This is a genomic window from Vreelandella andesensis (genome assembly GCF_003989795.1).
Lineage (GTDB): Bacteria > Pseudomonadota > Gammaproteobacteria > Pseudomonadales > Halomonadaceae > Vreelandella > Vreelandella andesensis.
In genome coordinates this window covers 1-23343 of the sequence record NZ_RZHG01000020.1, presented here as the reverse complement: position 1 = coordinate 23343, position 23343 = coordinate 1, and the positions used below count along the sequence as shown (strand labels likewise).

The following is a 23343-nucleotide window of genomic DNA, read 5'->3' as shown; positions in this document are numbered from 1 at the left end:
TCCTTTGCGTGGTGGTTAGGCCTGAGTGCCAGAATAAAATTGCTCGTTATTTTGAGCCATCTGGCGCAGCTTCTCAGTGGGCGCGTAAAGCGGGCCTAATTCATCCGCAAGGTTTTCGGCTAGCTTAACGAACTCGGCAACACCCATCGCGTCAATGTAGCGCAGCGCGCCACCGCGAAAGGGAGGGAAACCAATACCGTAAATCAGCGCCATATCGGCTTCGGCAGGGGTCTCCACGATGCCATCTTCAAGGCAACGAACCGTTTCCAGACACAGCGGCACCATCATACGAGCAATAATGTCTTCGTCGGAAAACTCTTTCTGCTCTTTGACGACGTCTTTTACCAACGCGTAGGCTTGCTCGTCGGTAACTTTCTTAGGTTTGCCTTTTTTATCTTCTTCATAGGCATAGAAGCCTTTATCGTTCTTCTGGCCCAAACGCTTATTGTCGTACATCACTTGAATAGCGGTTTTACCATCACGCGCCATACGATCCGGGAAACCTTCTGCCATCACTTCGTTAGCATGTACGGCAGTATCCAGCCCCACTACATCCAGCAGATAGGCAGGACCCATAGGCCAGCCAAATTTTTCCATTACTTTGTCAACGTGTTGGAAATCAGCGCCCTGCTCTACCAAGAAACTGAAGCCACCGAAGTAAGGGAACAATACGCGGTTAACCAGAAAGCCGGGGCAATCATTGACAACGATCGGGGTTTTGCCCATGGCGCGTGCATAAGCAACCGTGGCAGCCACCGCTGCGTCTGAGGTTTTCTCACCGCGAATAACTTCTACCAACGGCATACGGTGAACCGGGTTAAAAAAGTGCATGCCGCAGAAGTTTTCAGGGCGCTTGAGGTTCTTGGCAAGACGGTTAATAGAAATCGTCGAAGTGTTAGAGGTAAGAATGGTGTTTTCGCTCACCATGCCTTCCACTTCGGTCAGCACGGCGTCTTTAACGTTGGGATTTTCAACTACTGCTTCAACCACTAGGTCAACGTTGCCGAAGTCACCGTATGAGAGCGTAGGGCGAATGTTGGTCAACTTTTCGGCCATCTGTTCGATCGTCAGCTTTTTACGCTCTACTTGCTTAGCAAATAGTTTGCGAGCTTCTTTTAGGCCTAACTCGATAGCGTCATCGTTAATATCTTTCATGACGATGGGCGTGCCTTTGCTGGCGCTCTGGTAGGCGATACCTCCCCCCATAATACCTGCGCCCAGTACAGCGGTCTGTTTAACCGGCTGCGACTGCTTCTCGTACTTGCTACCTTTTTTCTTTACGATCTGGTCGTTAAGGAACAGGCCAACCAAGTTGAAAGCAACGCTGCTAAGGGCTAGCTTAGCAAATGCTTTCGCTTCAATCGCCTGGGCGCGGGCACGTGTTTCGCCTGCGCCTTTCTGGATCACCTTAATCGACTCTACCGGCGCGGGATAGTGAGGGCCAGCTTTGCCAGCAACAAATCCTTTTGCGGTTTCAAACGCCATCATTTGCTCAATGGCGTTAAGTTTAAGCGGTGCTTTTTTCTCTTCACGGCGCGCTTGGTAATCAAGCTCACCGGCATTGGCACGGTCTAATAGATCCAACGCGGCTTCTTCAAGCAGCTCGTGAGTGACGACAGCATCGACTGCACCGACGTTAAGTGCTGCATTCGCACGGTTTTCAGTGCCGCCTGCAATCCACTCAATCGCGTTATCTGCGCCAATCAAGCGGGGCAAACGTACACACCCCCCCCAGCCTGGCAAAATGCCTAATTTGGTTTCAGGCAGACCGATTTTGGCTTTCTCACTCATGACGCGAAAATCGGTAGTCAACAGCACTTCACAGCCGCCACCAAGTGCCAGGCCGTTAATGGCCGTTACGGTTGGAAAAGGCAGGTCTTCAAGCGCATTGAAAATGTCATGAACCTTAAGGTTCATTTCAACAAGGTACTCTTCACCTTTGTCAAAAAGGCTATGAAATTCGGTGATGTCAGCGCCGACAATAAACGCCTCTTTGCCACTGCTAATCATCAGCCCCTGTAGGCCATTTTCAGCTTGAAGCGCTTTTACTGCCTCGCCCAACTCTGCCACAACAACACTGGACAGCTTATTAACGGACTCACCTTTCAAGTCGAAAGTGAGCTTAGCGATGTCATTGCCACCTTGGGTGTCACGACGCTCCACCGTGATGGCGTTGCCCTGATAGATCATTCGCGCTCTCTCCACAAGTTCGGGCTGGTACCTTTTATCGGACCCGCCACGCATTTCATACGGTCGTTTGATTGCGTAAGCTTGGTTGAGATAGTGAGGAACGTCAAGCCCTGACTTTTGGCTAATGCGCTTATCTCTCAAGAGCACTTACACAAATTAACTTACAACAGGCCCACATTTTTTGCGCTTTTAATAGACATAATGAGCAACACATCGACTTTCTCGATTAATCCAACGATCATGCTGCTTTCTTTTATGAGCCAACATCGCCATGGCTAGCGTACTTACTCCCACTCGTATCACGGCATTACAAACGCGGGCTGAACGCACTGTCGAGCGACTAAAACCTTGGAGTTGGCTGTGGCCACCTATTGCATTTGGTGCAGGGCTGGGTAGTTTTTTCCTAGTGGATCGCCAGCAGTGGCTGGGGGCCGTGTTAGCGCTGGGGCTTCTCTTTGCTTGGCTTTTACTTCTCACTGAGAGACTTCTGGGGCGCTGGCTTACTAAACGCGGCCATCCTACATTGCCACGCACTGTCACCACTTTTATTGCCCAAATGATTCACCAGGAAACCCTGTTCTTCACGCTGCCGTTTATCCTGGTGACAACTGTGTGGAACAGCGGGCAAACGCTATTTGCACTGTTAGTGATAGCAATGGCAATACTGTCAATCATCGATCCCCTCTATTACAAACTCGCCGAGCGCTGGCGTGGCCTCTATTTTATTTTTCATGCCCAGTGTGTCTTTTTAGTGGTATTGGTAATTCTGCCTATCATGCTAAAACTGACGACTGGCCAAAGCTTGATCCTTGCGCTGGTAATTACCATAGTGGTTGCGCTGCTCAGTTTTTGGCACTTGCTAAAAAAACGCTCATTAGCTCGATGGTGCGCTTTTTTTGCCCTCGCTATGGTACTGGCGTACGCGGCTTGGCTCGGCAAAATATGGGTGCCTCCGGCCAGTTTATGGATGACCAACAGCGCTCTTTCTCCGTCTCTTGATATTCAAAGCCGCACGCCTCAGGGGACAATGGCACTCACGCCAGATGCAATCCGATCCAATGGCCTTTACGTCTATACCGCCATTCGAGCACCGCGTGGATTAAGCGAGACAATTCATCATGTATGGCATCACAACGGTGAGTTGTTAGACGAAGTCGAGCTTGCTATCAACGGTGGACGAGAACAAGGCTATCGGGCGTGGAGCCATAAGCAGAATTTTCCTGAAGCACCGTCGGGAGAGTGGCGTATCGACATTATGACGGATAGCGGGCAGCGGTTGGGCCTGATCCGGTTTACTGTTTCGGAAGATCTGGGACAAGCTACGGTAGCCGATAGCAAGATCCAGCCAAGTGGCTTGAGCGGCCTAAACTTGCGCCGTTTCATACCTGGAAACAGCCGTTCTGAAAACGATTCATCAACGGACGAATAACATAACGCCTTGCATTCAGCGGCGCAGGTTATGACAATTCGCCTACTTACATTTTTCGGTAGCTGTTTACTATGGCTTCAACAATTGGTTTTCGCATTGCACGCCTGCCCCACCTATGGCGCTCTATTCTTGACCGAAGACTTGCCCCCTTAGGGTTAACACAAACGCGCTGGGTGACGCTGTACCATCTATGGAAGTTAGGTGAAGGTAACCCACAGTGCGATTTGGCAAGGGCGATTGGCGTAGAAGCGCCTTCGTTAGTAAGAACCCTTGGACAGCTTGAGGCGCAAGGACTGGTTGAGCGGCGGGCCTGCGATAATGATCGCCGCAGCAAAAGGCTCTACCTAACGCCGGCGGCAATGCCACTTCTTGAACAAATCGATAGCGTCGTTCAGGTAGCACGCAAAGAGATGCTGGCTGGCTTAACTGAGAGTGACTTAGAACAGTTAGATAAGTGGTTGGCGCTAATAGAATCCAACGGCATGGCGATTCAGTCAAAAGACCAAGACGGCCCCTCGGCGTAAACGTCCTTCTAATGCCCTGCTGTTTCACTGGACCCAGTTAGCGGCTTTGCAGTAGGGCGGTCTGACAACCCGCTAAGCGCTTCTTTTAATGTCCGAAAATCTTCTTCATAGGTAGAGAAGCGCTCGGCAGTTTGTGACTCCCACCACCATAGGGTCAACGCAGTAGAATTTGACTCAATCACCAAGGCATCTTGTGGAAGGCGCTCTAGCAGGGTTTTCAAAGAAGCGCATGCTGTTTCTGGCAATGGCCGCAAAGGCGCAATACGCCAGCGCCATCCTGCATGATAAAGCTCCAGCGCCTCGCTTGCGTTCGATTCACGCACCAACACAAAATCCGGCCCTGGCGCTTGCTGGGGAAAATACCAACGATAAGCGGGCATCGTGCCTCGGAAATGATGCAGAGGCGGTTTTTCTATCTTGATGGTTACCCCTTGTTTTTTGGCACTCGAACGCAGCGCCATTTGGCGCTTTTGCTTGGGACTAGGCTTAAGCCACATCACCGGCGCAATAACAAACATCAAAATGAAAACAATAATTAACCATTCCATCTAAACGCTTCTCCTGACTTTAAGAACTGGATATAAGTACTGGATATAAGTACTGGATATAAGTACTGAATAAGTGCTGAGTAAAGGCACCGGATACGGGCACTGGCTGTAAGCACTAGTCGTAAGCACTAGCTGTGAATAACGGATGTACGTGCTAATGGTAAATGTGAGACCTGAAAACCAGCCAAAAGTACGATCCATCAAAATGGGTGTAACTTAAAAAAGCATGACATAGATCGTTGTTAAGATTGCGCTTGCAGCCTAAAGTAAAGGTCATCTAACGAGGCGTTTTCTTCGTTAATCTTCACTAAGGAGATAAGCCATGAGCTATCACCACATATTAGTAGCCGTTGATTTAACCAAAGATTCTCATAAAATCTTAGAGCGCGCAGTCGCGATTGCTGAACGCAACAACGATGCCAAAATTTCTATTATGCATACTCTCGAACCATTGGGCTTCGCTTACGGCGGCGATATTCCAATGGATCTCACTAGCATTCAAGACCAGCTGGATGATCACGCAAAAACACGACTAGCTGAGATTGCCGCCCCTCATGTCGAACCGGCAGATCAACATGTCGTGGTCGGCATGCCAGACACTGAAATTCATCGTTTTGCAGATGAACACAACGTCGATCTCATCGTTGTTGGTTCTCATGGGCGTCATGGCTTTGCCCTACTGCTTGGTTCTACCTCTACCGGCGTACTGCATGGCGCGCAGTGTGATGTTTTGGCCGTTAGGGTCGGCAAAAAAGGCGAAGAGAGCGACGAATAAACCGTAATGAAAGGCACCCCACAGGGTGCCTTTACTAATACGATGCTAGTGTTAATCGCCGCTAGCCATCGCTTCAAGCTCCATCCAACGCTCCATTGCCGTTTCAAGCGATTGCTGTACGTTTTCTAACGCCTGCAATTTAGCAGTGACAGCACTGGCTTCTTGCTGATAGAAGGAAGGGTTGCCGATCTCTTGCTCTAACGCCTCGATCTCACCCTCAAGGCGCTCAATTTCCGCTGGTAATGCGTCTAGCTCCCGCTGCACCTTGTAAGAGAGCTTGACGGTTTTTTTGGCAGGTTCTGCAGCCGACTTTTCTGCCGCTATTTCAGCCGCAACACTGGTAGGCTCAGTGTTCTGACGAGCCGCGCCTTCCCACGGTGCCGGCGGCAATCTACCGCCCTGGCGTATCCAATCCGTGTAGCCACCCACGTATTCACGTACACAGCCATCGCCTTCAAAGGCAAGCATGCTGGTCACGACGTTATCCATAAACGTCCTATCGTGAGAGACCAGTAGCAGCGTGCCATCAAAGTCCAGCAGCAGCTCTTCAAGCAGCTCCAGGGTTTCCATGTCCAGGTCGTTGGTCGGCTCATCCAATACCAGTACGTTGGCAGGTTGGGTAAACAGCTTAGCTAACAACAGGCGATTAGATTCACCACCGGAAAGCGCCTTAACTGGCTGTCGAACACGATCAGGTGTAAATAGGAAATCCTGAAGGTAACTCATCACGTGGCGATCTTTTCCACCAACGGTTACCCGATCGCTGCCTTGGGCGACGTTGTCGTAGACGGTTTTTTCCGGCTCCAAGCCAGCACGTAACTGATCGAAATAAGCGACTTTTAAATTGGTACCCAACTGAACACTGCCTTGCGTTGGGGCAAGCTCGCCCAGCAAGATTTTCAGCAGCGTTGTTTTACCGGCACCGTTGCGACCAAGGAAGCCAATTCGGTCGCCACGCATCACTTCAAGGTTCACATCACGCAGAATGACATCAGTACCAAAGCGCTGTGTCACGCCTTTCAGCTCAACTACCCGCTTACCGGTGCGCTCGCCACTATCGACGTTGAGGTTAGCAGTGCCCTGACGCTCACGGCGCTGGCTGCGCTCTAAACGCATCTGCTCAAGCTCACGCACACGGCCTTCGTTGCGGGTACGCCGTGCCTTGACGCCTTGACGGATCCAAACTTCTTCCTGGGCCAGTTTTTTATCGAAAAGCGCATGTTCGCGAGCTTCTACTTCCAGCTCGTGCTGCTTGCGCTCTTGATACTCGGCATAGTTACCGGGGTAACGGCCAAGCTTGCCTCGGTCTAGCTCAAGAATCGTGGTGGCCAGCTTAGATAAGAAGGCGCGGTCGTGGGTAATGAGCAATACCGCGCCATTAAAGGCCAGCAGTTGCTCTTCCAACCAAGCAATCGTGTCTAGGTCAAGATGGTTGGTCGGCTCATCAAGAAGCAATAAATCAGGCTCAGATACTAATGCTCGGGCCAATGCAACACGACGGCGCCAGCCACCTGAAAGCGCACTCATTTCAGCGTCAGGGGGTAACCCTAGACGGGTGAGCACAACGTCAATGCTTTGATGAAAAGACCAGCCATCAATGGCCTCGATGCGCGTTTGCAGCTTGGCCATGCGGTTCATATCGGGGTCGGGATCATTGATCAGGTGTTGGTATTCGGATAGCAGCTCTCCCGCTTCCGGCAGCCCCTGAGCGACCATATCAAAAATCGTCATGCCTGAAGATTCAGGCAACTCCTGAGACAGCACACCGATTTTTAAGCCTGGGGCACGCCAAATAGAGCCGTCATCGGCATGAATGTCGCCCGACACTAATTTCAGTAGCGTTGATTTACCGGTGCCGTTGCGCCCGACCAGCGCCAGCCGCTCGCCTTTTTCAACCGTTAGGTCGGCGCGGTTAAGCAGTACTTGGGTGCCGTAAGCGAGTTGCAGCTGTTCGAGTCGTAACAAGGTCACGCAGTGTCCCTCCTTCATCATGAGGCGCACAGTGTACCGCATGCGCTCACGTTAAGGAGACCCCTTATAGAGTCAAACAACACATCGTGCTAACGTCACATCATCACGTGGTAATAACAAGGTAGCATCAAGCTCCCCGTTTAAGGCTGACATCGTGACCATTACCGTCTCAATGCACTATGTGAACGAGCTGTTATGTGGCCTAACCGCCCCTGATCATCCGCCCGCTCGATACTTGGGGCTTGCCGGAATTTCCCCTTTTCTTCTTAGCGCACCAAACGGGCGAGTCACTGTTGAGCAGTTTGCCGAGCTTTACCGACTGCTCGCTCTTGAGCTAGATGATGAAACACCGTGCTTTTTCTCAAGGCCGCTACGCTGTGGAACGCTAAAGCTGCTGTGCTTGAGCTTGCTAGATGCCCCGACATTGCATGTTGCTCTTCACCGCTATACGCAGTTTTTTCGAATTCTTTTAGATGATTTTGGCTACGATTTTACTGTTGAAAATGGATTTGCTCGTATGGCGCTGGAAGAACGCGCGCCGCTTCAAGGTAGTCGAATCTTGATTCATGAACTGATGTTGAAGCTGTTTCACGGTATCGCCTCATGGATGATCGCTCGTAAAATTCCACCTATATTGATGGAATGCGGCTACGCGCAACCCGCTCACAGCGCTGACTACCTCTACTTCTATCCTGGAAAAGTAAGCTTTGATCAGGCGCAAACCGCTGTTTACTTTGACAAGTCCTTCTTAGATCACCCTATCCGTCAAACTAAACAGCACTTGGGTGCATTTTTACAACGCGCGCCAGCTGACTGGTTCTATGTCTCTTTTGAAGATCGTTTAGTCACTCACCGCGTTCGCGAATATCTCAGCCGTCACTTACCCGCTTCTTGCTCTGTGCAACATGTCGCAGATGCTTTGCACATGTCTATCCGAACGCTCTCAAGGCACTTGAAGCTAGAAGGTACCCATTTCCAGGCGGTTAAAGACGAATACCGTCGCGACTATGCCATTCAAGCGCTCACGCGCAGCACACAGCCACTAACCGCAATTGCTGAAAAATTAGGCTTTGAAGACTTGGCTTGTCTTAGCCGAGCGTTTAAACAGTGGACAGGAGATTCCCCCGCCGCCTACCGAAAGGCACAAACGGCGGGGCTTAAACGTTAGTGTCTAAATCTCGGTGCGAATACGCTTTTTATCCAGTTTACCTACACTGGTTTTAGGTATTTCATCGACGAAGCGAATCAGCGATGGAATGCCCCAGCGGTTGATGCTGCCCTGCTCTACGAACTGCTCCATAAACGCCTGAACCTCATCGGCGGTAGGCGGGTTGTTCAAATCGTTAGCTACGACGAGTGCCGCTGGACGCTCGCCCCACTTATCATCCGCGACGCCTATCACCGCCACCTCAGCGACACCTGGGCACTGGCTGATATAGCTTTCAAGCTCAAGCGATGAGAGCCATTCTCCACCAGTTTTAATGACATCTTTAATACGGTCGCTGATGACCAAGAAACCATGCTCATCAATCGAACCAACGTCACCGGTATGCAGCCATCCATCCTGCCATAGCTCTTCGCTGCGCTTCTCTTCCTTATAGTACGCCTGAGTTAACCAAGGTGCCTGAGCTCGCACTTCGCCCACACTGACGCCATCGTGGGGTAACGGATCTCCATTCGCATCAACTACCTGTAATTTCACCAGTGGCACAGGCAAGCCAGCTTTACACCGCCAAGGAAGCTGGACATCAAAATCGGCCTTTGCGACATCCCGAGGTAAAATATCAGCCGTCAGCAGCGGGCAGGTTTCTGACATGCCGTAAGCGCTGCGTGTATCAATTCCGAGTGACCAAGCACGGCTGGCCAAGGCCTGGGTAAGCGCACTACCACCCACGAGCACCTTCCACCCAGTTAAATCAATTTTTTTCGATGCAATAGCATCAGCACTAACAACCATATTTAACAGCGTTGGCACGCAGTGGGAGAAATCGACCTTTTCGTTGACCAGCAGCTTAACCAGCATTTCAGGTTCGTAGCGGCCAGGGTACACCTGGGTCGCCCCCATCAATGTGGCGGTGTAAGGCACGCCCCATGCATGCACATGAAACATCGGCGTAATGGGCATGTACACCTTGTCACGATTGAGCAGCTCAAAACCCGGTGCCTGAAAGGTACTTGCTTCGCCTAGTGTGTGGAGTACTAGTTGGCGATGGGTAAAGAACACCCCTTTTGGATTGCCGGTGGTACCCGTGGTATAGAACAGCGTGGCCACTGCATTTTCATCAAAAACAGGGAACTCGTAATGCGTTGGCTGCTCACTTAACAACGCTTCAAATTCACCGACTAACGGTAGCGCCGTACTGACTGTTCTCGCTGTTTCTTGGCCCGCTGTTTCTTGGCTTGCTGTTTCTTGACAGAGAAGATAGCCGCGTATGTTAGGTAATTGATCAGCGAGTGGCTCCAGTAGCGGGACAAAATCCTCATGCACCAGCACAAAGACGTCTTCAGCATGCTCCATCGTGTAGTGAATTTGCTCGGGCGCCAAACGTACATTGACGGTATGCAGCACGGCGCCAATCATCGGAATGGCAAAAAAGCACTCTAAATATCGATGGCTGTCCCAGTCCAAGACGGCTACTACATCACCCGCCTGAACGCCCTGTGCAGTTAGCGTATGGGCAAGCTGGTGTACCCGCTCACGAAAACGTCGGTAGTCATGACGGCTCTGGTCTCGATAAACAATCTGATTGCTCCCCGCCATTCGAACACCTGACTCCAGCAGCTCTTTGATTAACAGAGGCGAGCTAGTGGCAGATGGTGTAGAAGGAAGTATTTTTGGCGTTATCGTAGACATAAACACACCTTTCGATTGTTATTGGAAAACCGTTATTACTCGCGTTCTATTAACAGCGCAATGCCCTGCCCACCGCCGATACACAGCGTGATCAACCCATAGCGCCCATGACGTCTCTCCAGTTCATGTAAGGCTTTTAAGACCAAAATGGCACCGGTCGCGCCTACCGGATGCCCGAGCGCCACTGCCCCACCATTCGGGTTTAGTTTTTCCAATGGAAAACCCAGCGTGTCGGCAACCGCCATTGCTTGTGCCGCGAATGCTTCATTGGACTCAATCACATCAATATCATTGATCGTCAGCCCTGCCTGCTGAAGGCAGCGTTTCACCGCAGGGATTGGCCCAAGCCCCATTAGAGAAGGCTCCACGCCGGCAGTGGTTGCTACGCGAAGGCGCGCCCTAACCGTTAGATTGCGCTGCTGTGCTTCATCAGCGTGCGCCAACACCAAAGTAGCGGCGCCATCGTTAATCCCGGAGGCATTCCCTGCGGTAACCACTCCGTCTTTTTTAAAAGCAGGTTTAAGCCGTGTTAAATCACTTAACTCGACGCCTTCTCGCACATGCTCATCGCGAACAAAGGAAACTGTCTGTTTACCTTTCGTCACTTCAACAGGCACGATTTGCTCGTCAAAACGCCCTTCTGCAATGGCGTTTGCCGCCTTACGATGGCTGTCCACGGCAAACTGATCCAACTGCTCGCGACTTAAGCCATACTGCTTGGCGATATTTTCAGCGGTGATCCCCATATGCCCACTGCCAAATGGATCACTCAGAATACCAAGGGTAAGATCCTGGATATTGGCATCGCCCAAGCGAATTCCATTGCGTGCTTGAGGTGGCAGTAGATAGGCACCCCGTGACATGGATTCAGCCCCGCCCGCCAATGCCAAACGGCTGTCACCCAGGGCGATTTGCTGTGCTGCGGATATCACCGCCTGCACGCCAGAACCACATAGCCGGTTAACATTAAAGGCACCGGCTTCTTTCGGCACACCCGCACTCAATGCGATATGACGAGCAAGGTAGGCATCTTCTGGGCCGGTGGTAATAATATGGCCATACACAGCGTGGTCGATAGCAGCGCCATCAATGCCCGCGCGGCGCAGTGCTTCTTGAGCAGTGATGGTGCCTAACTCATGGGGTGCAAACGATGAAAGCGACCCACCAAACCCGCCAATGGCGGTGCGAGCACCGCTTACAATAACAACGCTATCCAGTTGCATAATCTCTCCTTAGTAATGGCGCACGGTATTTAAGAGCTGAAGATAAAGGCTTAAGCCACTTTGCCTAACAGCGAACGTGCGACCACTTCTTTCATAATCTCAGAACTACCAGCGTAGATCGTTTGCACACGCGCATCTAAATAAAACCGTGAAATCGGATATTCATGGGTATAACCATAACCACCAAACAGCTGAAGGCACCGATCAACCGCGCGACACTGCAGCTCGCTGAGCTGTAATTTTAAGATGGCGGCGTCGGTACTCGTCATCGTGCCCTGGCGGTATTTATTAACGCACTGGTCAAAGTAAGCTCGGGCAACATCCAGCTGCGCCTTGATTTCAGCCAGTGTAAAGCGGGTATTTTGAAAATCGGCCACGCGCTGGCCAAAGGCGTGACGCTGAGTGACGTAATCAAGCGTTAACGCCAGAGCCCCCTCTACTGCTCCAAGCGCTTGTGCGCCTACACCTAACCGTTCGCGGGGAAGCTCTTGCATCAGATAACGAAACCCAGCGCCCTCTTCCCCTAGTAAGGCGCTGTCGGGTAGCCGTAGTTGGTCGAACGCCAGCTCTGCTGTATCGCTGGCGTGTTGGCCAATTTTTTTAATCGGCTTGCCGCGGGAAAAACCCGGTAATGACGTGTCGACCAGAAACAGTGAGACCCCTTTTGCACCTGCACTTGGGTCTGTTTTTGCACAGACAATAACGAGATCCGCCACTTGGCCATTAGTAATAAACAGCTTACTGCCGTTGAGGATCCATCCTTCGGCTGTTTTAGTGGCACGGGTTTTCATTGCTGCTAGGTCACTACCAGCATGAGGCTCGCTCATGGCAATCGCCCCTAACCATTCCCCGCTTACCATACGGGGCAGCCACATTTCGCGCTGTTCATCAGTGCCTAAATTTTGTAGGTACGGCATCACGATATTAGCGTGAATATTGTAAGCGCTGGCTAACCCACCAAACCCTTGCCGAGAAATTTCCTCCAGTGCCAGCTGGGTAATGGCAATATCAGCACCAGAGCCGCCATGGGTCTCATCAAGATCAATCCCCAATAGACCCGCCGCACCTAGCGCTAACCATAACGAGCGCGGTATTTCACCCGCTGCTTCCCACTGCTCATAAAAAGGTGCCACTTCTTGCGCTAAACAGCGGGTGATCATGTCATGAAATAGTGCTTGTGTTTGCTCGTCCATGCTCACTCCTTTAAATCTTGGCGCAGGTGACGTTTGAGAATTTTACCAGCAGTACTTTTGGGCAGTGTCTCGGCAAACACCACACGCTTAGGAACCTTGTAGGGGGCGATTAAGCTTTTTGCATGATGAATGAGCTCATCCTCGCTAACCGCTTGCCCCTCTTTCACCACCACAACGGCAGTGATCGCTTCAATCCACTTTGCGTCAGGTAACCCCACCACCGCTACTTCCGAAATGGCCGAGTGTTTAAAGAGCGCCTCTTCAACTTCACGACTGGCGACTAGCACACCCCCCGTATTGATAACGTCTTTGATCCGATCCACGACATATAGATAGCCGGCTTCGTCGATGTAACCCACGTCACCAGAATGGAACCAGCCGCCCTGAAAAGACTCTTCGGTCATCACAGGCTTATCCCAGTAGCCCGTCATTAACTGCGGCGAACGATGGACAATCTCCCCATGCTCACCGGGGGCAACGTCGTTCATTTCCAAATCAACAATGCGCGTTTCTACCGTCAATATGGGACGCCCCGCCGATGCAGGACGCTCGGCATGCTCTTCAGGGCGTAATACCGTTGCCAGGGGGGCAATTTCACTCTGCCCATAACAGTTATATAAACCAACGCCGGAAAAACGCCGCTGCATCTCCTCCAACACAGGCACTGGCATGATGGAGGCGCCGTAGTAGGCTTTCTTAAGCGTGGTTAGATCGAATTGATCAAAATCTGCATGGCGCAGCAAGCTGATCCACACGGTGGGCGGTGCAAAGAACGAAACAATGTTTTGTTCAGCAATGGCCGCCAGACAGCTATCCGGTAGCGGCGCTTCAAGCAGATGAACGGGGGCACCCAATAGCAGCGCAGGCATTAAAAAAACATGCATTTGTGCGGAGTGATAAAGCGGAAGCGCGGCTAACATAGCGTCGCTTCCCTTAATGTCCAGCTCCACCATGCACGCCATATATTCCGCCATCAGCGCTTGATGGGTCATCACTGCCGCTTTAGGCGCAGCCGTTGTGCCAGAGGTATAGAGCAACTGCGCAAGGCTGTTTCCATCCAGGACGACCGCCGGCTCGCCAGATGATGAAGAAGAGCGTGCACAATTCAAAACATCAAAACTGCCTGACTGACGAGTTTGCTGATCAGCATGAAGTGTTCCACTGACCGTTAACGCTAACCCTTGGGTTGCCTCCCGAACGTTGTCAGCTAACGCACTATCGCTTAGCAACCCCTTCGCCCCTGACTGCTCAAGGATATAGCGCAGTTCGTCACTACTTAGCGCGAAATTAATGGGCACATGCACCAGGCCCGCTTTAGTGGCAGCCAGCCAGGCAATAACATAAGCATCTGAGTTTTTACCGTATACCGCCAGCCGGTCTCCCGAAGAAAGACCGGCCGCTAACAAGCCATTGGCCACGTTGTTAGCGGCTTCATTAAGCGACTGATAGCTCCACGTTCGCTCACCAAACGTTAGCGCGAGCTGCTGAGAGTATTTACGGGCGCTACGGTTTAACGCAGCACCAATCGTATTACGATGAATTAAGTCTGTGTGTTCCATGCCAAGTCCATATTTTTATGATTTGTTGATAAGGCTTCAGCGCTTGCCTAGTTCTTAACGAGTGGGCAGACGCTTTCAGACAGTGGCCGGAACGCTTCCTCGGCGGGAATAGTGCGCACGATCCTGAAAAGATCATCTTCGTCGGTAGATTCTTCCGGCGTTTTCACTTCAACCAGATACATGTCATGCACCATGCGGCCGTCCTCACGGATGTAGCCGCCGGTTGCAAACACATCATTAATGGGGGTATCGGCCATCTGTTGACGAACAGTTTGCGTATCGTCTGTTCCCGTTGCTTCAATAGCTTCTAAATAGTGGCGGGTGCTGGAATAAAGCCCTGCGTGCACCATGGTTGGCATGCTGCCAGTGCGCTCACGGAAGCGCTCTGCCCAGGCACGCGTCTCGTCATTTAAATCGTAATACCACGCCTTTGTGAACTGCAGCCCTTGAGCGTTTTCTAACCCAATGCTGCGTATGTCAGTACTGAATAACACCATACCCGCTAGAATCTGTCCGGCTTGGGTAATGCCAAATTCACCTGCGGTTTGAACGGCATTAATGGTGTCTCCACCGGCATTATTGAGTGCAATAACATCAGCACCTGATGCCTGGGCTTGTAGCATAAAGGAGGAAAAGTCATTGTTGGGGAAGGGATGACGCGCACGACCTACTACCGTCCCGCCATTTTCGATAACGACTCGTTCTACATCTGCCTCAAGCGCATGACCAAACGAGTAGTCGGCACTCAACAGGTACCAGTTTTTATACCCTTCTTGAGTAATAGCTTTTGCCGTTCCATTCGACATTGCCCAGGTATCGTAAACCCAGTGAATATGATTGGGAGAACAGTGTTCATTAGTAACGCTAGAAGAAACAGCACCATTCACTAAGCCAAGTTTATCTGCTTCTTCCAACAAGCCTACTGCCGCTAATGTAACCGATGAAGCCACTAGGCCAGTGACCATGTCGACATTACGTTCATCAATCCATCCGCGCACGACGCTTGAGCCAACATCAGGGCTATTGCGATCATCAGCACTAAAGACGACAACGTCGGCACCGTGTACGCTGCCGCCAATATCTTCAATCGCCATTTCAATGGCGTCTTGCCCTAACGGGCCTATAGGGTCACGATAAACACCAGACATATCAGCCAGATAGCCAATACGGATTTCATTATCCGAGATACCCTCATTGGCCGCCAGGGCGGGAGCATAGCCAGCTGCAATGACGGCTGCTGATAGCGCAGAAATAGCGAATTGACGTGATAGCTGCATGTTTTTCACCTGTCTATTGTTGTTATTAAAAGAGCGTTAAGCCCGATTTATCTTATGTTTCATTCTCATGTTAAGAGTAAAAATCAGTTTACTGTTTACCTATCGAGCCAGTTTTTTTGCAATTCGTGCCATTCGATTCAGATATCCACCGAAATAGACCATTAGTTGTTGTTACTCGCCAGCGTTACAATGGCGTTTTAGGCTGGCTGAAAATTGGCGAGAAATAGCGGTTATCTTACTTTTACCTGACGCTGGGAGTGTGACGTTTGACGACAAGTGCTGTGGATAGTTTTTTACCTGAGGCGCTGCAATTTCATTCTAGTGCATCATTAGTGGATATCGGCGCTAACCTGACTCATGAAAGTTTTAAGCGTGATTTAGGTGATGTTATTGCCAGAGCAAAAGCGGCCAATGTGGCTACTCTTATAGTAACGGGCACTGATATTGAACATGCTAACCAAGCCGTAGCAATGGCGAAGCAGTACCCAGGAATATATGCCACTGCCGGGGTTCACCCGCACGATGCTAGCGGGTGGAACGCAGATGTAGCGTGCCAATTGAAAGCGCTCTATCAGAAGCGGGAAGTTGTCGCCGTTGGCGAATGTGGACTGGACTTTAATCGCAATTTTTCGACGCCTCATGAGCAAGAACGAGCGTTCGAAGCTCAGTTGGCCCTCGCCGCTGAAAGCGGTTTACCGCTATTTTTGCACGAGCGCGATGCGGGAAAACGAATGTGTGACATTCTGCATAGCTGGCGGGAGGACATCAGCCAAGCCGTTATTCACTGCTTCACCGCCGACCGAGATACGCTCCATGGCTATCTCGATTTAGATCTGCATATTGGCTTAACTGGCTGGATTTGTGATGAACGCAGAGGTCACCACCTTCGTTCACTCGTGAAAAATATTCCATTGGAAAGGTTAATGGTGGAGACTGACTGCCCTTATCTGCTGCCTCGCAACCTTCCAGCCAAGCTAAAAGGACGCCGTCACGAACCGGCCTTGCTACCATGGATTGTAAGAGAAATTGCCCAGTGGCATGACGTGACTGAAACCGAACTGGGCAACGCAACAACCCGTACTGCCCAGAATTTTTTCCGCCTTGGTGCGGAAACGTAAAAGGAGCCAAGCGTGGCCGATTACCCAGGATTTATTGCCATTGAGACGGGCGAAGATGATGGCTTGCCACTGGCTATTGCCTGGTCTCTTCCGGATGGGCGAATTAAACAGACACTTATCCAACCTGACGATAGTTGGATAAGTGAAGATACTAACGTGATGGGGTCTTATAGCATTGAAGAGCTAGAGAGCCTAGGCGTCAGCCCCTTGGATGTCATACGTGAATTAGAGAGCGATCATTTCTCAGCTACGTTGTACACCAGCGATAACGGTGAGGATGAAGCGGCGCTGGTTCGACTTTTTGACACCTACGGCTTAGATCCTTTTGTTGAACTAGCGCCTGCACCGGTACTTTATAAAGTAATTAGCGCGAGTGATTGGCACCGCCTACGCAGTGAAACCTTCAACGATATGGGACTCGAACCAATGAGGCCCGAGCACGAAATTGAAGTGATGCTCACGATTCACAAGCAGCTTAATGAGAAAGACTAAATTGTCGCGATCAATGCTTCTTCTAATTCTTGCTGTGCCTGCTTAACAGCCTGCGCTAACGTATCCTGAAACTGATAGTAACGTGTCAACGCCACCAGGAAGGCGTTGGCACGCAGTGGCAACCCCTCTTTCAAATAATGAACTACCTTAGCGTCTACCTTATTGGCAAACGCATCACGATCCACTTCAACGTCTCCCCCTAAGTTATCTACGCTAACGTTGAACGTGCGTCCGCAGGCAAGGGTAAACAATTTTTCCAAGGCCTGTGGGCCAATTTCTGCTTTTTCGAAAGCTTGTTGTTGCTGGGCGTCGCGTCCATCAGGTAAATACCAGTATCCGTAATCCTCCTGTTGCCGACGCTTCTCTCCAGCGATGCACCAGTGGCTTATCTCGTGCAGTGCACTGGCAAAAAAGCCGTGTGCGAAAATCACCTGATGATAAGGTATTTCAGACGTGGCAGGGCGATATAGGGGTTCATCGTTGCCCTTGATTAAACGCGTTTGATAGCGCGTTGAAAACACACCATCAAATAATGCTGTTATGTCGTGAAGCGTCCAACGCTCCTGCTCTTGAGTCACCATATATCTATTTCGTCTACCTGTGTCGTCTACCTGTGTCGTCCAACTATATCGTCCAACTATATCGTTCAACTGTGTCGCCTAGCTAAGTCGCCGCTCGTTTCGTCATTCATTATGTGAAGTATACCTGCGCTTTGCCTTTGTGCTAAAGAGACGACAACTCATTAGACAGCTACCGATATCATTACAACTCCTGCTACTCTATCGGATTTTGTTGGGTCACTTTGCTAAACAGGAAACACACTGTGGGCGGCTTTACTAGCAATATTAAATCTATCTATTGGCCAGAAACACGCACGTTGATGGCATTAGCGCTGCCCATTTGCGGCGCTCAACTGGCACAAGCGGGCATGAGCGTGGTCGACGTCATCATGACCGGGCGGCACAACGCCACTGACTTAGCTGCCGTTTCGGTTGGCTCAAGCCTTTGGTTGCCGCTAATGCTGTTTATGACCGGTACGTTAATGGGCCTTACCCCTATTGTGGCACACCTGTTGGGGGGCCAGCGTAATGCTGATATTCGCCCTGCGGTTCATCAGGCACTTTGGGTCGCATTAGTTCTAGGGTTTATTGCAGCTGCCCTGCTGTGGACTGTCGTTACACCTATATTCGAGCTTATGAAGGTACCTCCCGCGGTTGCGAGAGAGTCTGCTGCTTACCTCACTGCTGTTGCTTTCGGAATGCCGGGAATTGCCCTATTTCAGGCACTCAGAGCTTTTTCAGATGGTATGAACCACACCCGTCCCGCGTTATGGATAAGTTTAGTGGGGCTAGCCGTTAACATCCCCAGCAATTATTTACTTATCTATGGTGGTGATGGCCTGATTACTTTATTTGGTGATGGATTACCCAATAGCTTGCAACAATTGCCTGCACTAGGCGCGTTCGGATGTGGCATCGCCACTGCGCTATCGATGTGGACAATGGCCGTTGCAATGGCTCTATATACCCGTAAAGGCCGTACTTATCGAAGCGTCTCCATCTGGAAAAAATTGACGCCACCAACGCTCATCGGTGTCCGTGAACTTGTCGTGGTCGGTGTGCCCATCGGCGTGGCCATTTTTGTAGAAGTGACGTTATTTACGTTGATAGCTCTGTTTATCGCAAGCTTCGGAGAAGTGACTGTAGGGGCCCATCAAGTCGCACTAAGCTTCACGAGTATTCTGTTTATGCTGCCGATGTCACTAGGCATGGCACTTACTGTACGTGTGGGTAATACATTGGGCCAACGACGTTCTGCCATGGCACGCAAGGTTGCTTGGAACGGTATCGTCATCAGCGTTATTGTAGCCGTCATTAACAGCACTCTGCTCTGGTTTACCGCAGTGCCGGTGATTTCGCTGTACACCTCCAATGCCGACATTCAAGCTTTGGCACTCACCATTATATCCCTAGCAGTGATTTTTCAGTTATCAGACTCACTTCAAGTCAACTTAGCAGGTGCGTTACGAGGCTATAAAGACACTCGAATAGTGATGGTCATTACCGTGCTTTCTTACTGGATTGTCGGTTTGGGCGGGGGCCACTGGCTAGGAACTCACGGTATTGGTGACATGTCTGAACCCATGGGTGTACATGGTTACTGGATAGGCCTTATTGCTGGACTCAGCACAGCTGCACTATTACTTGCTTGGCGGTTGAAGCGGATTAGTCAACAGGAGTAATCAATGACCCCCTACTCACCACATGTTTTATGGCTAGCGATCAGTGCCAGCTTGATACTAGCCGGCTGCGGTAACAATAGCGCTGAACAACCCTGGGTAGACTATCACCAACAGCTTACCAAGGGGCTTTCTATCGCGACTATTGAACGCCACTCTCCGCCTAATATTGGCGAGTTTCCTGAACGTCGAGAGCGGCTATTCGACATTCCAGAAACCCGAGAAGGAATGCTCAATATCTATGCGTTACGTGGGTGCCAAATAACGTCGCTTATCGCAGCACGGAACAATCAGCTGGGGCGCGTTGCCCCCCCTAGCCAACACTGGCTTTACGAACGGACGTTATGGCAACGCCTGAGTGCTTGCTGGAATAGTGACATACCAGACACCTTAAGTGATGACGATAAAGCGCGACTGGTTGCCCTTACTGAGCTTAAAACGGAGCAGTTACCAACAGTCAGTTGGAATGCCATTTTTGATTCTGAAGAGTGGGAAAAAAGTTTTTCCAGGGCGAGCTCCCCTCTAAACAGCCTTGAGCTACCCAATATTGACAACCAGCTACTAGCAGTTGATTACCTTGAGCAAATGGTAAAGCACCAATTTAGCCAAGAGTGGCAACAAGACTCTTCAGCGCTTGAAAACCACCTGAAAACTTTGCAAGAAAGACCTTTAACAGCAGAAGTCCTACGCACTTTGCTGCTCGCCCACCAGCGTTTAATAGAGGCAAACGAAGCACTTGAAACAACGCGTTCAGCGACTAACGAATGCCTACAGGATAACTTCCCAGCATGGCTGGCCCCTGTTGAACAAATATCTCACCAGTGGCTTATGTCAATTAACCGACTGATTAATGTCCATGAATTAACGCCACCTGAAGCGGTTACAAACTACCAGAACACTTGGCTATCGTTGAGCAACCCTCAAGCTCCCTGGCAGCAACTCCAACGAGCGAAAGAAGAACACCAAGCGCTACGAGATCAATTTACTGGCTGTTCTGATAATTAAAAATCACAAACCCTCTTAACCTTCAGGGCAACCTGTGCTATTTGTGAACTAAGTGGTAGGCAGCAATCGCTACCTACCGATGTCGTGACCACGCAGCACAAGGAGGGACATTATGGGCGCATCCCTGTCACCCCGCTCTGCCCAGGTCATCGACCTGGAAACCGTGCGTCAGCGTCAGCAGGCGCAGAAATGTTTAATCCGCTTAGCCCCAGAGCTAGATGGATTGGAGATGGTCTACCAGCTCGCTGCGAGTCCCGACACGTATTACGGCCTGCCAGTTTTGGCTTGGGGACTACAAGAGAACGGTAACGTTATTGGCCTTGTCCCATGGATGGAGACACTCGCCGCTTGCCACGAACTCGACAGCCATGAAAATGGCCTGTTTATTGGCTATCGTGATCCCGAAACTGAAGAAATTTTTGATCTACCTCCTGATCATAAATATGAAGAGCTAACGGCTTCAGCGAGCTACTTCGAGTATGAATCTTCTGGAGAGGTTACGCTGATTCAACAGCTTCCAGACACACTTGGTACTCATGCATTGTGTATGAATCATCCCAATGCTCCTTGGAATATGAAGCAAGTTTACGGATGGCGTCTTTATAGCGATGGAAGCGTCGAAGCAGTACTTGCTGATGAGCAACAAGCCACGATGACTCCTATCCTACTTGGAGATAAGTGCCTGTACGATGCTCACTCCCGCCATCGCACGGTCTACTTTTTTCAACGCCATATTGCTAGCCGCATAATGGATGAAGACCCTGCGACGTTGGAAGCCCTGGCGATGATGGTTGTTCCAAATAAAGAGGATGATCTTAAGTAAGTAATTGCGAGGCTACCAATTTAAAGTCTATCTTAATGCTGGAATTGGTTGATAGCCTCGCATGCCTTCAGAAGCCTACGCTAAGCGAATAAAATACACGTAAAGGTCATCAGACTCATTTTTCTGCAGTAACTGATGTCCCAGAAATTGACAAAATTTTGGTACATCGCGAACTGTAGCCGGGTCTGTCGCTATTACTTTCAACACCTGCCCAGGCGACATATCACGCACCTTGTTATGCATTAGCATAATGGGTTCGGGGCAATATAAACCCGTTGTGTCTAACGATGCGTCAAAGGCACATGGGCCGTACGTATTATCAGTCATTTACAATCTCGTTTAGGAAACAGACAGCATGATCAAGGTAATCATTGAACGGCGTATTATGCCTGGCCTGGAAGAAGAATATGAACTAGCCGCACGAGGGGCTATGCGCGTTTCACTCGGTGTACGTGGGTTTGTCGGTGGTGAAACACTTGTTGAACTTGGCCATACTGATCGTCGCCTTATGATTACTAAGTGGCGCGATCTTCGCGCTTGGAAAGAATGGCATTCAAGTGAGTCACGAGCAATGGCCATGCAACGTATCTTACCTCTATTAACAGAAGACGAAACAATCCGCATCTACGAGCCTGGCTACTAACTCCATTCGTTTCCTCTTCCGCCTTTTAAATTAATGAGCGAGCCTTACATGGACCGTCACTTCCTCCCGATCATGGTAGAGGTGGCGGCATGTAATTTTAGCTCGCACATTTGACGCTGCTAATGCTTCTTCCAGAGTGCTAATACAACGATCAACCTCGTCCCAACGCTTCTTCATGGGTAGCTTTAGATTGAAAATCGCCTCCCTACACCATTTACGGGTTAACCACCTTTCCACCATTGCCAGCACACGCACAGGCTTGTCGACAATATCACACACCAACCAGTCCATCCGCTGCGGCGGCTCCCAAGCAAAACCATCTTCTTTTAGATGATCTACCTGACCTGTGGCCATTAGCTGCTTGTCCATTGGCCCATTATCGATGGCATAAACATACATACCGCGCTGAACTAGCTGCCACGTCCATCCTCCCGGTGCGGCCCCCAAGTCTGCTGCCTGCATGTGAGCCGAAAGCCGTTTATCCCACTCTTCCCGAGGAATAAATTCATGCCATGCCTCTTCTAGCTTCAGCGTTGAACGGCTTGGTGCACGGGAAGGGAAACGCAGACGACGAATACCGTTGATCAGTTCACTACGATTATCAGGAAAGCTCATGCCCAGCTGAACTTGATCACCGTCTGTCCAGAAAATATGCAGGCGACGCGCACCGGCTTTTCCGCGTAAGGCACCCCGCTTTTTTAGCATACTTTGCAATGGTTTAGTCAGCGCTTTAATCAAACCTGCCAATGCTTTGCCATCATTGGTATCTGGCGTTTCATGCCAAATTTCTTCAAAGCTCCAGCGACTTAACTTTACCTGATCCAGAATAGCAGTGAGCCTGTCTTCTCGGGACAGTGTGAGAGCAGGCAACGCTGCTAGGCTTTGACGAGCAAAAATGAGCTGCTTAAACGCCGCTTTACGGTGCAAATCATTAATTGGCTCCCCATCCAAGCGCGTTAAACTCGCCCAGCCTTCTCCTTGCGCCGGTTCGCAACTTACCTCCTGCTGCTTGGCATGGTGCTGCATTTCGGCCAGTGCATCGCTTTCAAAGCCTGGGCGGCAATAGACAAGCCACGACGTGGGTACTGTTTCACTCACCCTTTCACCTCGAAAGTAATTTCATGTCATGGGCGAACATTTATTCAGAATAAAATGCACCCTCAATCGCCGCATCATAGCACTTTCTATCAAGTGCTTTCTAAGTATCAAAAACAGTAATGAGAACCATAGCGAGTACAGTAGCGAGTATTTATTTACCTGATTAGCTTAAATTATTTTTAGTAGCCATAAAAAAACCCCCAAGGCGTAAGCCTTGGGGGTTTTTTCGAATAGGTGCCTGACGATGACCTACTCTCGCATGGGGAGACCCCACACTACCATCGGCGCGAAGCGGTTTCACTGCTGAGTTCGGCATGGGATCAGGTGGTTCACGCTTGCTATGGTCGTCAGGCGTAACAGGTACTGTATATCATGCTGGGTA

Annotated in this window: 21 protein-coding genes and 1 rRNA gene; 10 read left to right on the top strand and 12 right to left on the bottom strand. The window is 50.4% G+C overall.

Features of this window, described 5'->3' with window-relative positions; all coding sequences use genetic code 11:
* Nucleotides 1–15 precede the first annotated feature (15 nt).
* Nucleotides 16–2190 carry a fatty acid oxidation complex subunit alpha FadB gene (fadB, locus tag ELY33_RS11785; protein ID WP_126948113.1) on the bottom strand — a complete coding sequence of 725 codons (2175 nt, stop codon included), beginning with the start codon at nt 2188–2190 and terminating at the stop codon, nt 16–18.
* Nucleotides 2191–2461: 271 nt separating this feature from the next.
* Here fadB and ELY33_RS11780 point away from each other — a divergent pair, with 271 nt between their 5' ends.
* On the top strand, nt 2462–3619 hold the full coding sequence (locus tag ELY33_RS11780; RefSeq protein WP_126948112.1) for a DUF5924 family protein: 1158 nt from the start codon (nt 2462–2464) through the stop codon (nt 3617–3619).
* A 71-nt stretch (nt 3620–3690) separates the two neighbouring features.
* A complete protein-coding gene (gene slyA, locus ELY33_RS11775; protein ID WP_126948111.1) occupies nt 3691–4143 on the top strand; it encodes a transcriptional regulator SlyA in 453 nt (150 codons plus the stop codon).
* Between the two features lie 8 nt (nt 4144–4151).
* Here the strand turns inward: slyA and ELY33_RS11770 are convergent, their stop codons facing one another.
* Complete coding sequence (locus ELY33_RS11770) at nt 4152–4691, bottom strand: preprotein translocase subunit YajC (RefSeq protein ID WP_126948110.1); 540 nt, start codon at nt 4689–4691, stop codon at nt 4152–4154.
* 322 nt (nt 4692–5013) lie between these two features.
* On the opposite strand from ELY33_RS11770, the gene ELY33_RS11765 reads away from it, so the two are divergent.
* Nucleotides 5014–5466 (top strand): universal stress protein, encoded by a 453-nt coding sequence (locus tag ELY33_RS11765; protein ID WP_126948109.1) that lies wholly within the window; start codon nt 5014–5016, stop codon nt 5464–5466.
* A 51-nt stretch (nt 5467–5517) separates the two neighbouring features.
* On the opposite strand, the gene ELY33_RS11760 is transcribed toward ELY33_RS11765, so the two are convergent.
* The gene (locus ELY33_RS11760; protein WP_126948108.1) at nt 5518–7437 is read right to left on the bottom strand and encodes an ATP-binding cassette domain-containing protein; all 1920 of its coding nucleotides are present in this window, start codon (nt 7435–7437) and stop codon (nt 5518–5520) included.
* Between the two features lie 154 nt (nt 7438–7591).
* On the opposite strand from ELY33_RS11760, the gene ELY33_RS11755 reads away from it, so the two are divergent.
* Entirely contained in the window at nt 7592–8605 is a 1014-nt protein-coding gene (locus tag ELY33_RS11755; RefSeq protein ID WP_126948107.1) for an AraC family transcriptional regulator, read from the top strand.
* A gap of 3 nt (nt 8606–8608) precedes the next feature.
* On the opposite strand, the gene ELY33_RS11750 is transcribed toward ELY33_RS11755, so the two are convergent.
* From ELY33_RS11750 to ELY33_RS11730, 5 genes are read right to left on the bottom strand one after another with little or no spacing between them, the layout of a single operon-like run.
* Nucleotides 8609–10291 (bottom strand): fatty acid--CoA ligase, encoded by a 1683-nt coding sequence (locus ELY33_RS11750; RefSeq protein WP_126948106.1) that lies wholly within the window; start codon nt 10289–10291, stop codon nt 8609–8611.
* 35 nt (nt 10292–10326) lie between these two features.
* On the bottom strand, nt 10327–11514 hold the full coding sequence (gene bktB, locus ELY33_RS11745) for a beta-ketothiolase BktB (RefSeq protein ID WP_126948105.1): 1188 nt from the start codon (nt 11512–11514) through the stop codon (nt 10327–10329).
* A gap of 50 nt (nt 11515–11564) precedes the next feature.
* Entirely contained in the window at nt 11565–12707 is a 1143-nt protein-coding gene (locus ELY33_RS11740) for an acyl-CoA dehydrogenase family protein (RefSeq protein ID WP_126948104.1), read from the bottom strand.
* A 2-nt stretch (nt 12708–12709) separates the two neighbouring features.
* Complete coding sequence (locus ELY33_RS11735) at nt 12710–14266, bottom strand: fatty acyl-CoA synthetase (protein WP_126948103.1); 1557 nt, start codon at nt 14264–14266, stop codon at nt 12710–12712.
* Nucleotides 14267–14313: 47 nt separating this feature from the next.
* Nucleotides 14314–15543 carry an ABC transporter substrate-binding protein gene (locus tag ELY33_RS11730; RefSeq protein ID WP_126948102.1) on the bottom strand — a complete coding sequence of 410 codons (1230 nt, stop codon included), beginning with the start codon at nt 15541–15543 and terminating at the stop codon, nt 14314–14316.
* 266 nt (nt 15544–15809) lie between these two features.
* On the opposite strand from ELY33_RS11730, the gene ELY33_RS11725 reads away from it, so the two are divergent.
* Together ELY33_RS11725 and ELY33_RS11720 are read left to right on the top strand one after the other, a co-directional pair.
* On the top strand, nt 15810–16661 hold the full coding sequence (locus ELY33_RS11725; RefSeq protein WP_126948101.1) for a TatD family hydrolase: 852 nt from the start codon (nt 15810–15812) through the stop codon (nt 16659–16661).
* Nucleotides 16662–16673: 12 nt separating this feature from the next.
* Nucleotides 16674–17153, top strand: coding sequence for a hypothetical protein (locus ELY33_RS11720; RefSeq protein WP_126948100.1), 480 nt, complete (start codon nt 16674–16676; stop codon nt 17151–17153).
* Here the strand turns inward: ELY33_RS11720 and ELY33_RS11715 are convergent.
* Nucleotides 17150–17734 carry an elongation factor P hydroxylase gene (locus tag ELY33_RS11715; RefSeq protein ID WP_126948099.1) on the bottom strand — a complete coding sequence of 195 codons (585 nt, stop codon included), beginning with the start codon at nt 17732–17734 and terminating at the stop codon, nt 17150–17152. The genes ELY33_RS11720 and ELY33_RS11715 overlap by 4 nt on opposite strands.
* 242 nt (nt 17735–17976) lie before the next feature.
* Here ELY33_RS11715 and ELY33_RS11710 point away from each other — a divergent pair, with 242 nt between their 5' ends.
* From ELY33_RS11710 to ELY33_RS11700, 3 genes are all read left to right on the top strand, one after another.
* On the top strand, nt 17977–19395 hold the full coding sequence (locus ELY33_RS11710) for an MATE family efflux transporter (RefSeq protein ID WP_126948098.1): 1419 nt from the start codon (nt 17977–17979) through the stop codon (nt 19393–19395).
* 3 nt (nt 19396–19398) lie between these two features.
* Nucleotides 19399–20397 (top strand): DUF3080 family protein, encoded by a 999-nt coding sequence (locus tag ELY33_RS11705; protein ID WP_126948097.1) that lies wholly within the window; start codon nt 19399–19401, stop codon nt 20395–20397.
* Between the two features lie 112 nt (nt 20398–20509).
* Nucleotides 20510–21220, top strand: a complete 711-nt coding sequence (locus ELY33_RS11700) for a hypothetical protein (RefSeq protein ID WP_126948096.1) — start codon at nt 20510–20512, stop codon at nt 21218–21220.
* Nucleotides 21221–21295: 75 nt separating this feature from the next.
* Here the strand turns inward: ELY33_RS11700 and tusA are convergent, their stop codons facing one another.
* Entirely contained in the window at nt 21296–21547 is a 252-nt protein-coding gene (gene tusA / locus ELY33_RS11695) for a sulfurtransferase TusA (RefSeq protein WP_126948095.1), read from the bottom strand.
* Between the two features lie 28 nt (nt 21548–21575).
* Here tusA and ELY33_RS11690 point away from each other — a divergent pair, with 28 nt between their 5' ends.
* Nucleotides 21576–21863, top strand: coding sequence for an antibiotic biosynthesis monooxygenase family protein (locus ELY33_RS11690; protein WP_126948094.1), 288 nt, complete (start codon nt 21576–21578; stop codon nt 21861–21863).
* A 30-nt stretch (nt 21864–21893) separates the two neighbouring features.
* On the opposite strand, the gene rlmM is transcribed toward ELY33_RS11690, so the two are convergent.
* Both rlmM and rrf read right to left on the bottom strand, forming a co-directional pair.
* Nucleotides 21894–22961 (bottom strand): 23S rRNA (cytidine(2498)-2'-O)-methyltransferase RlmM, encoded by a 1068-nt coding sequence (gene rlmM / locus ELY33_RS11685; protein ID WP_126948093.1) that lies wholly within the window; start codon nt 22959–22961, stop codon nt 21894–21896.
* A 236-nt stretch (nt 22962–23197) separates the two neighbouring features.
* Nucleotides 23198–23313 (bottom strand): 5S ribosomal RNA (gene rrf / locus ELY33_RS11680).
* Nucleotides 23314–23343: the final 30 nt, after the last annotated feature.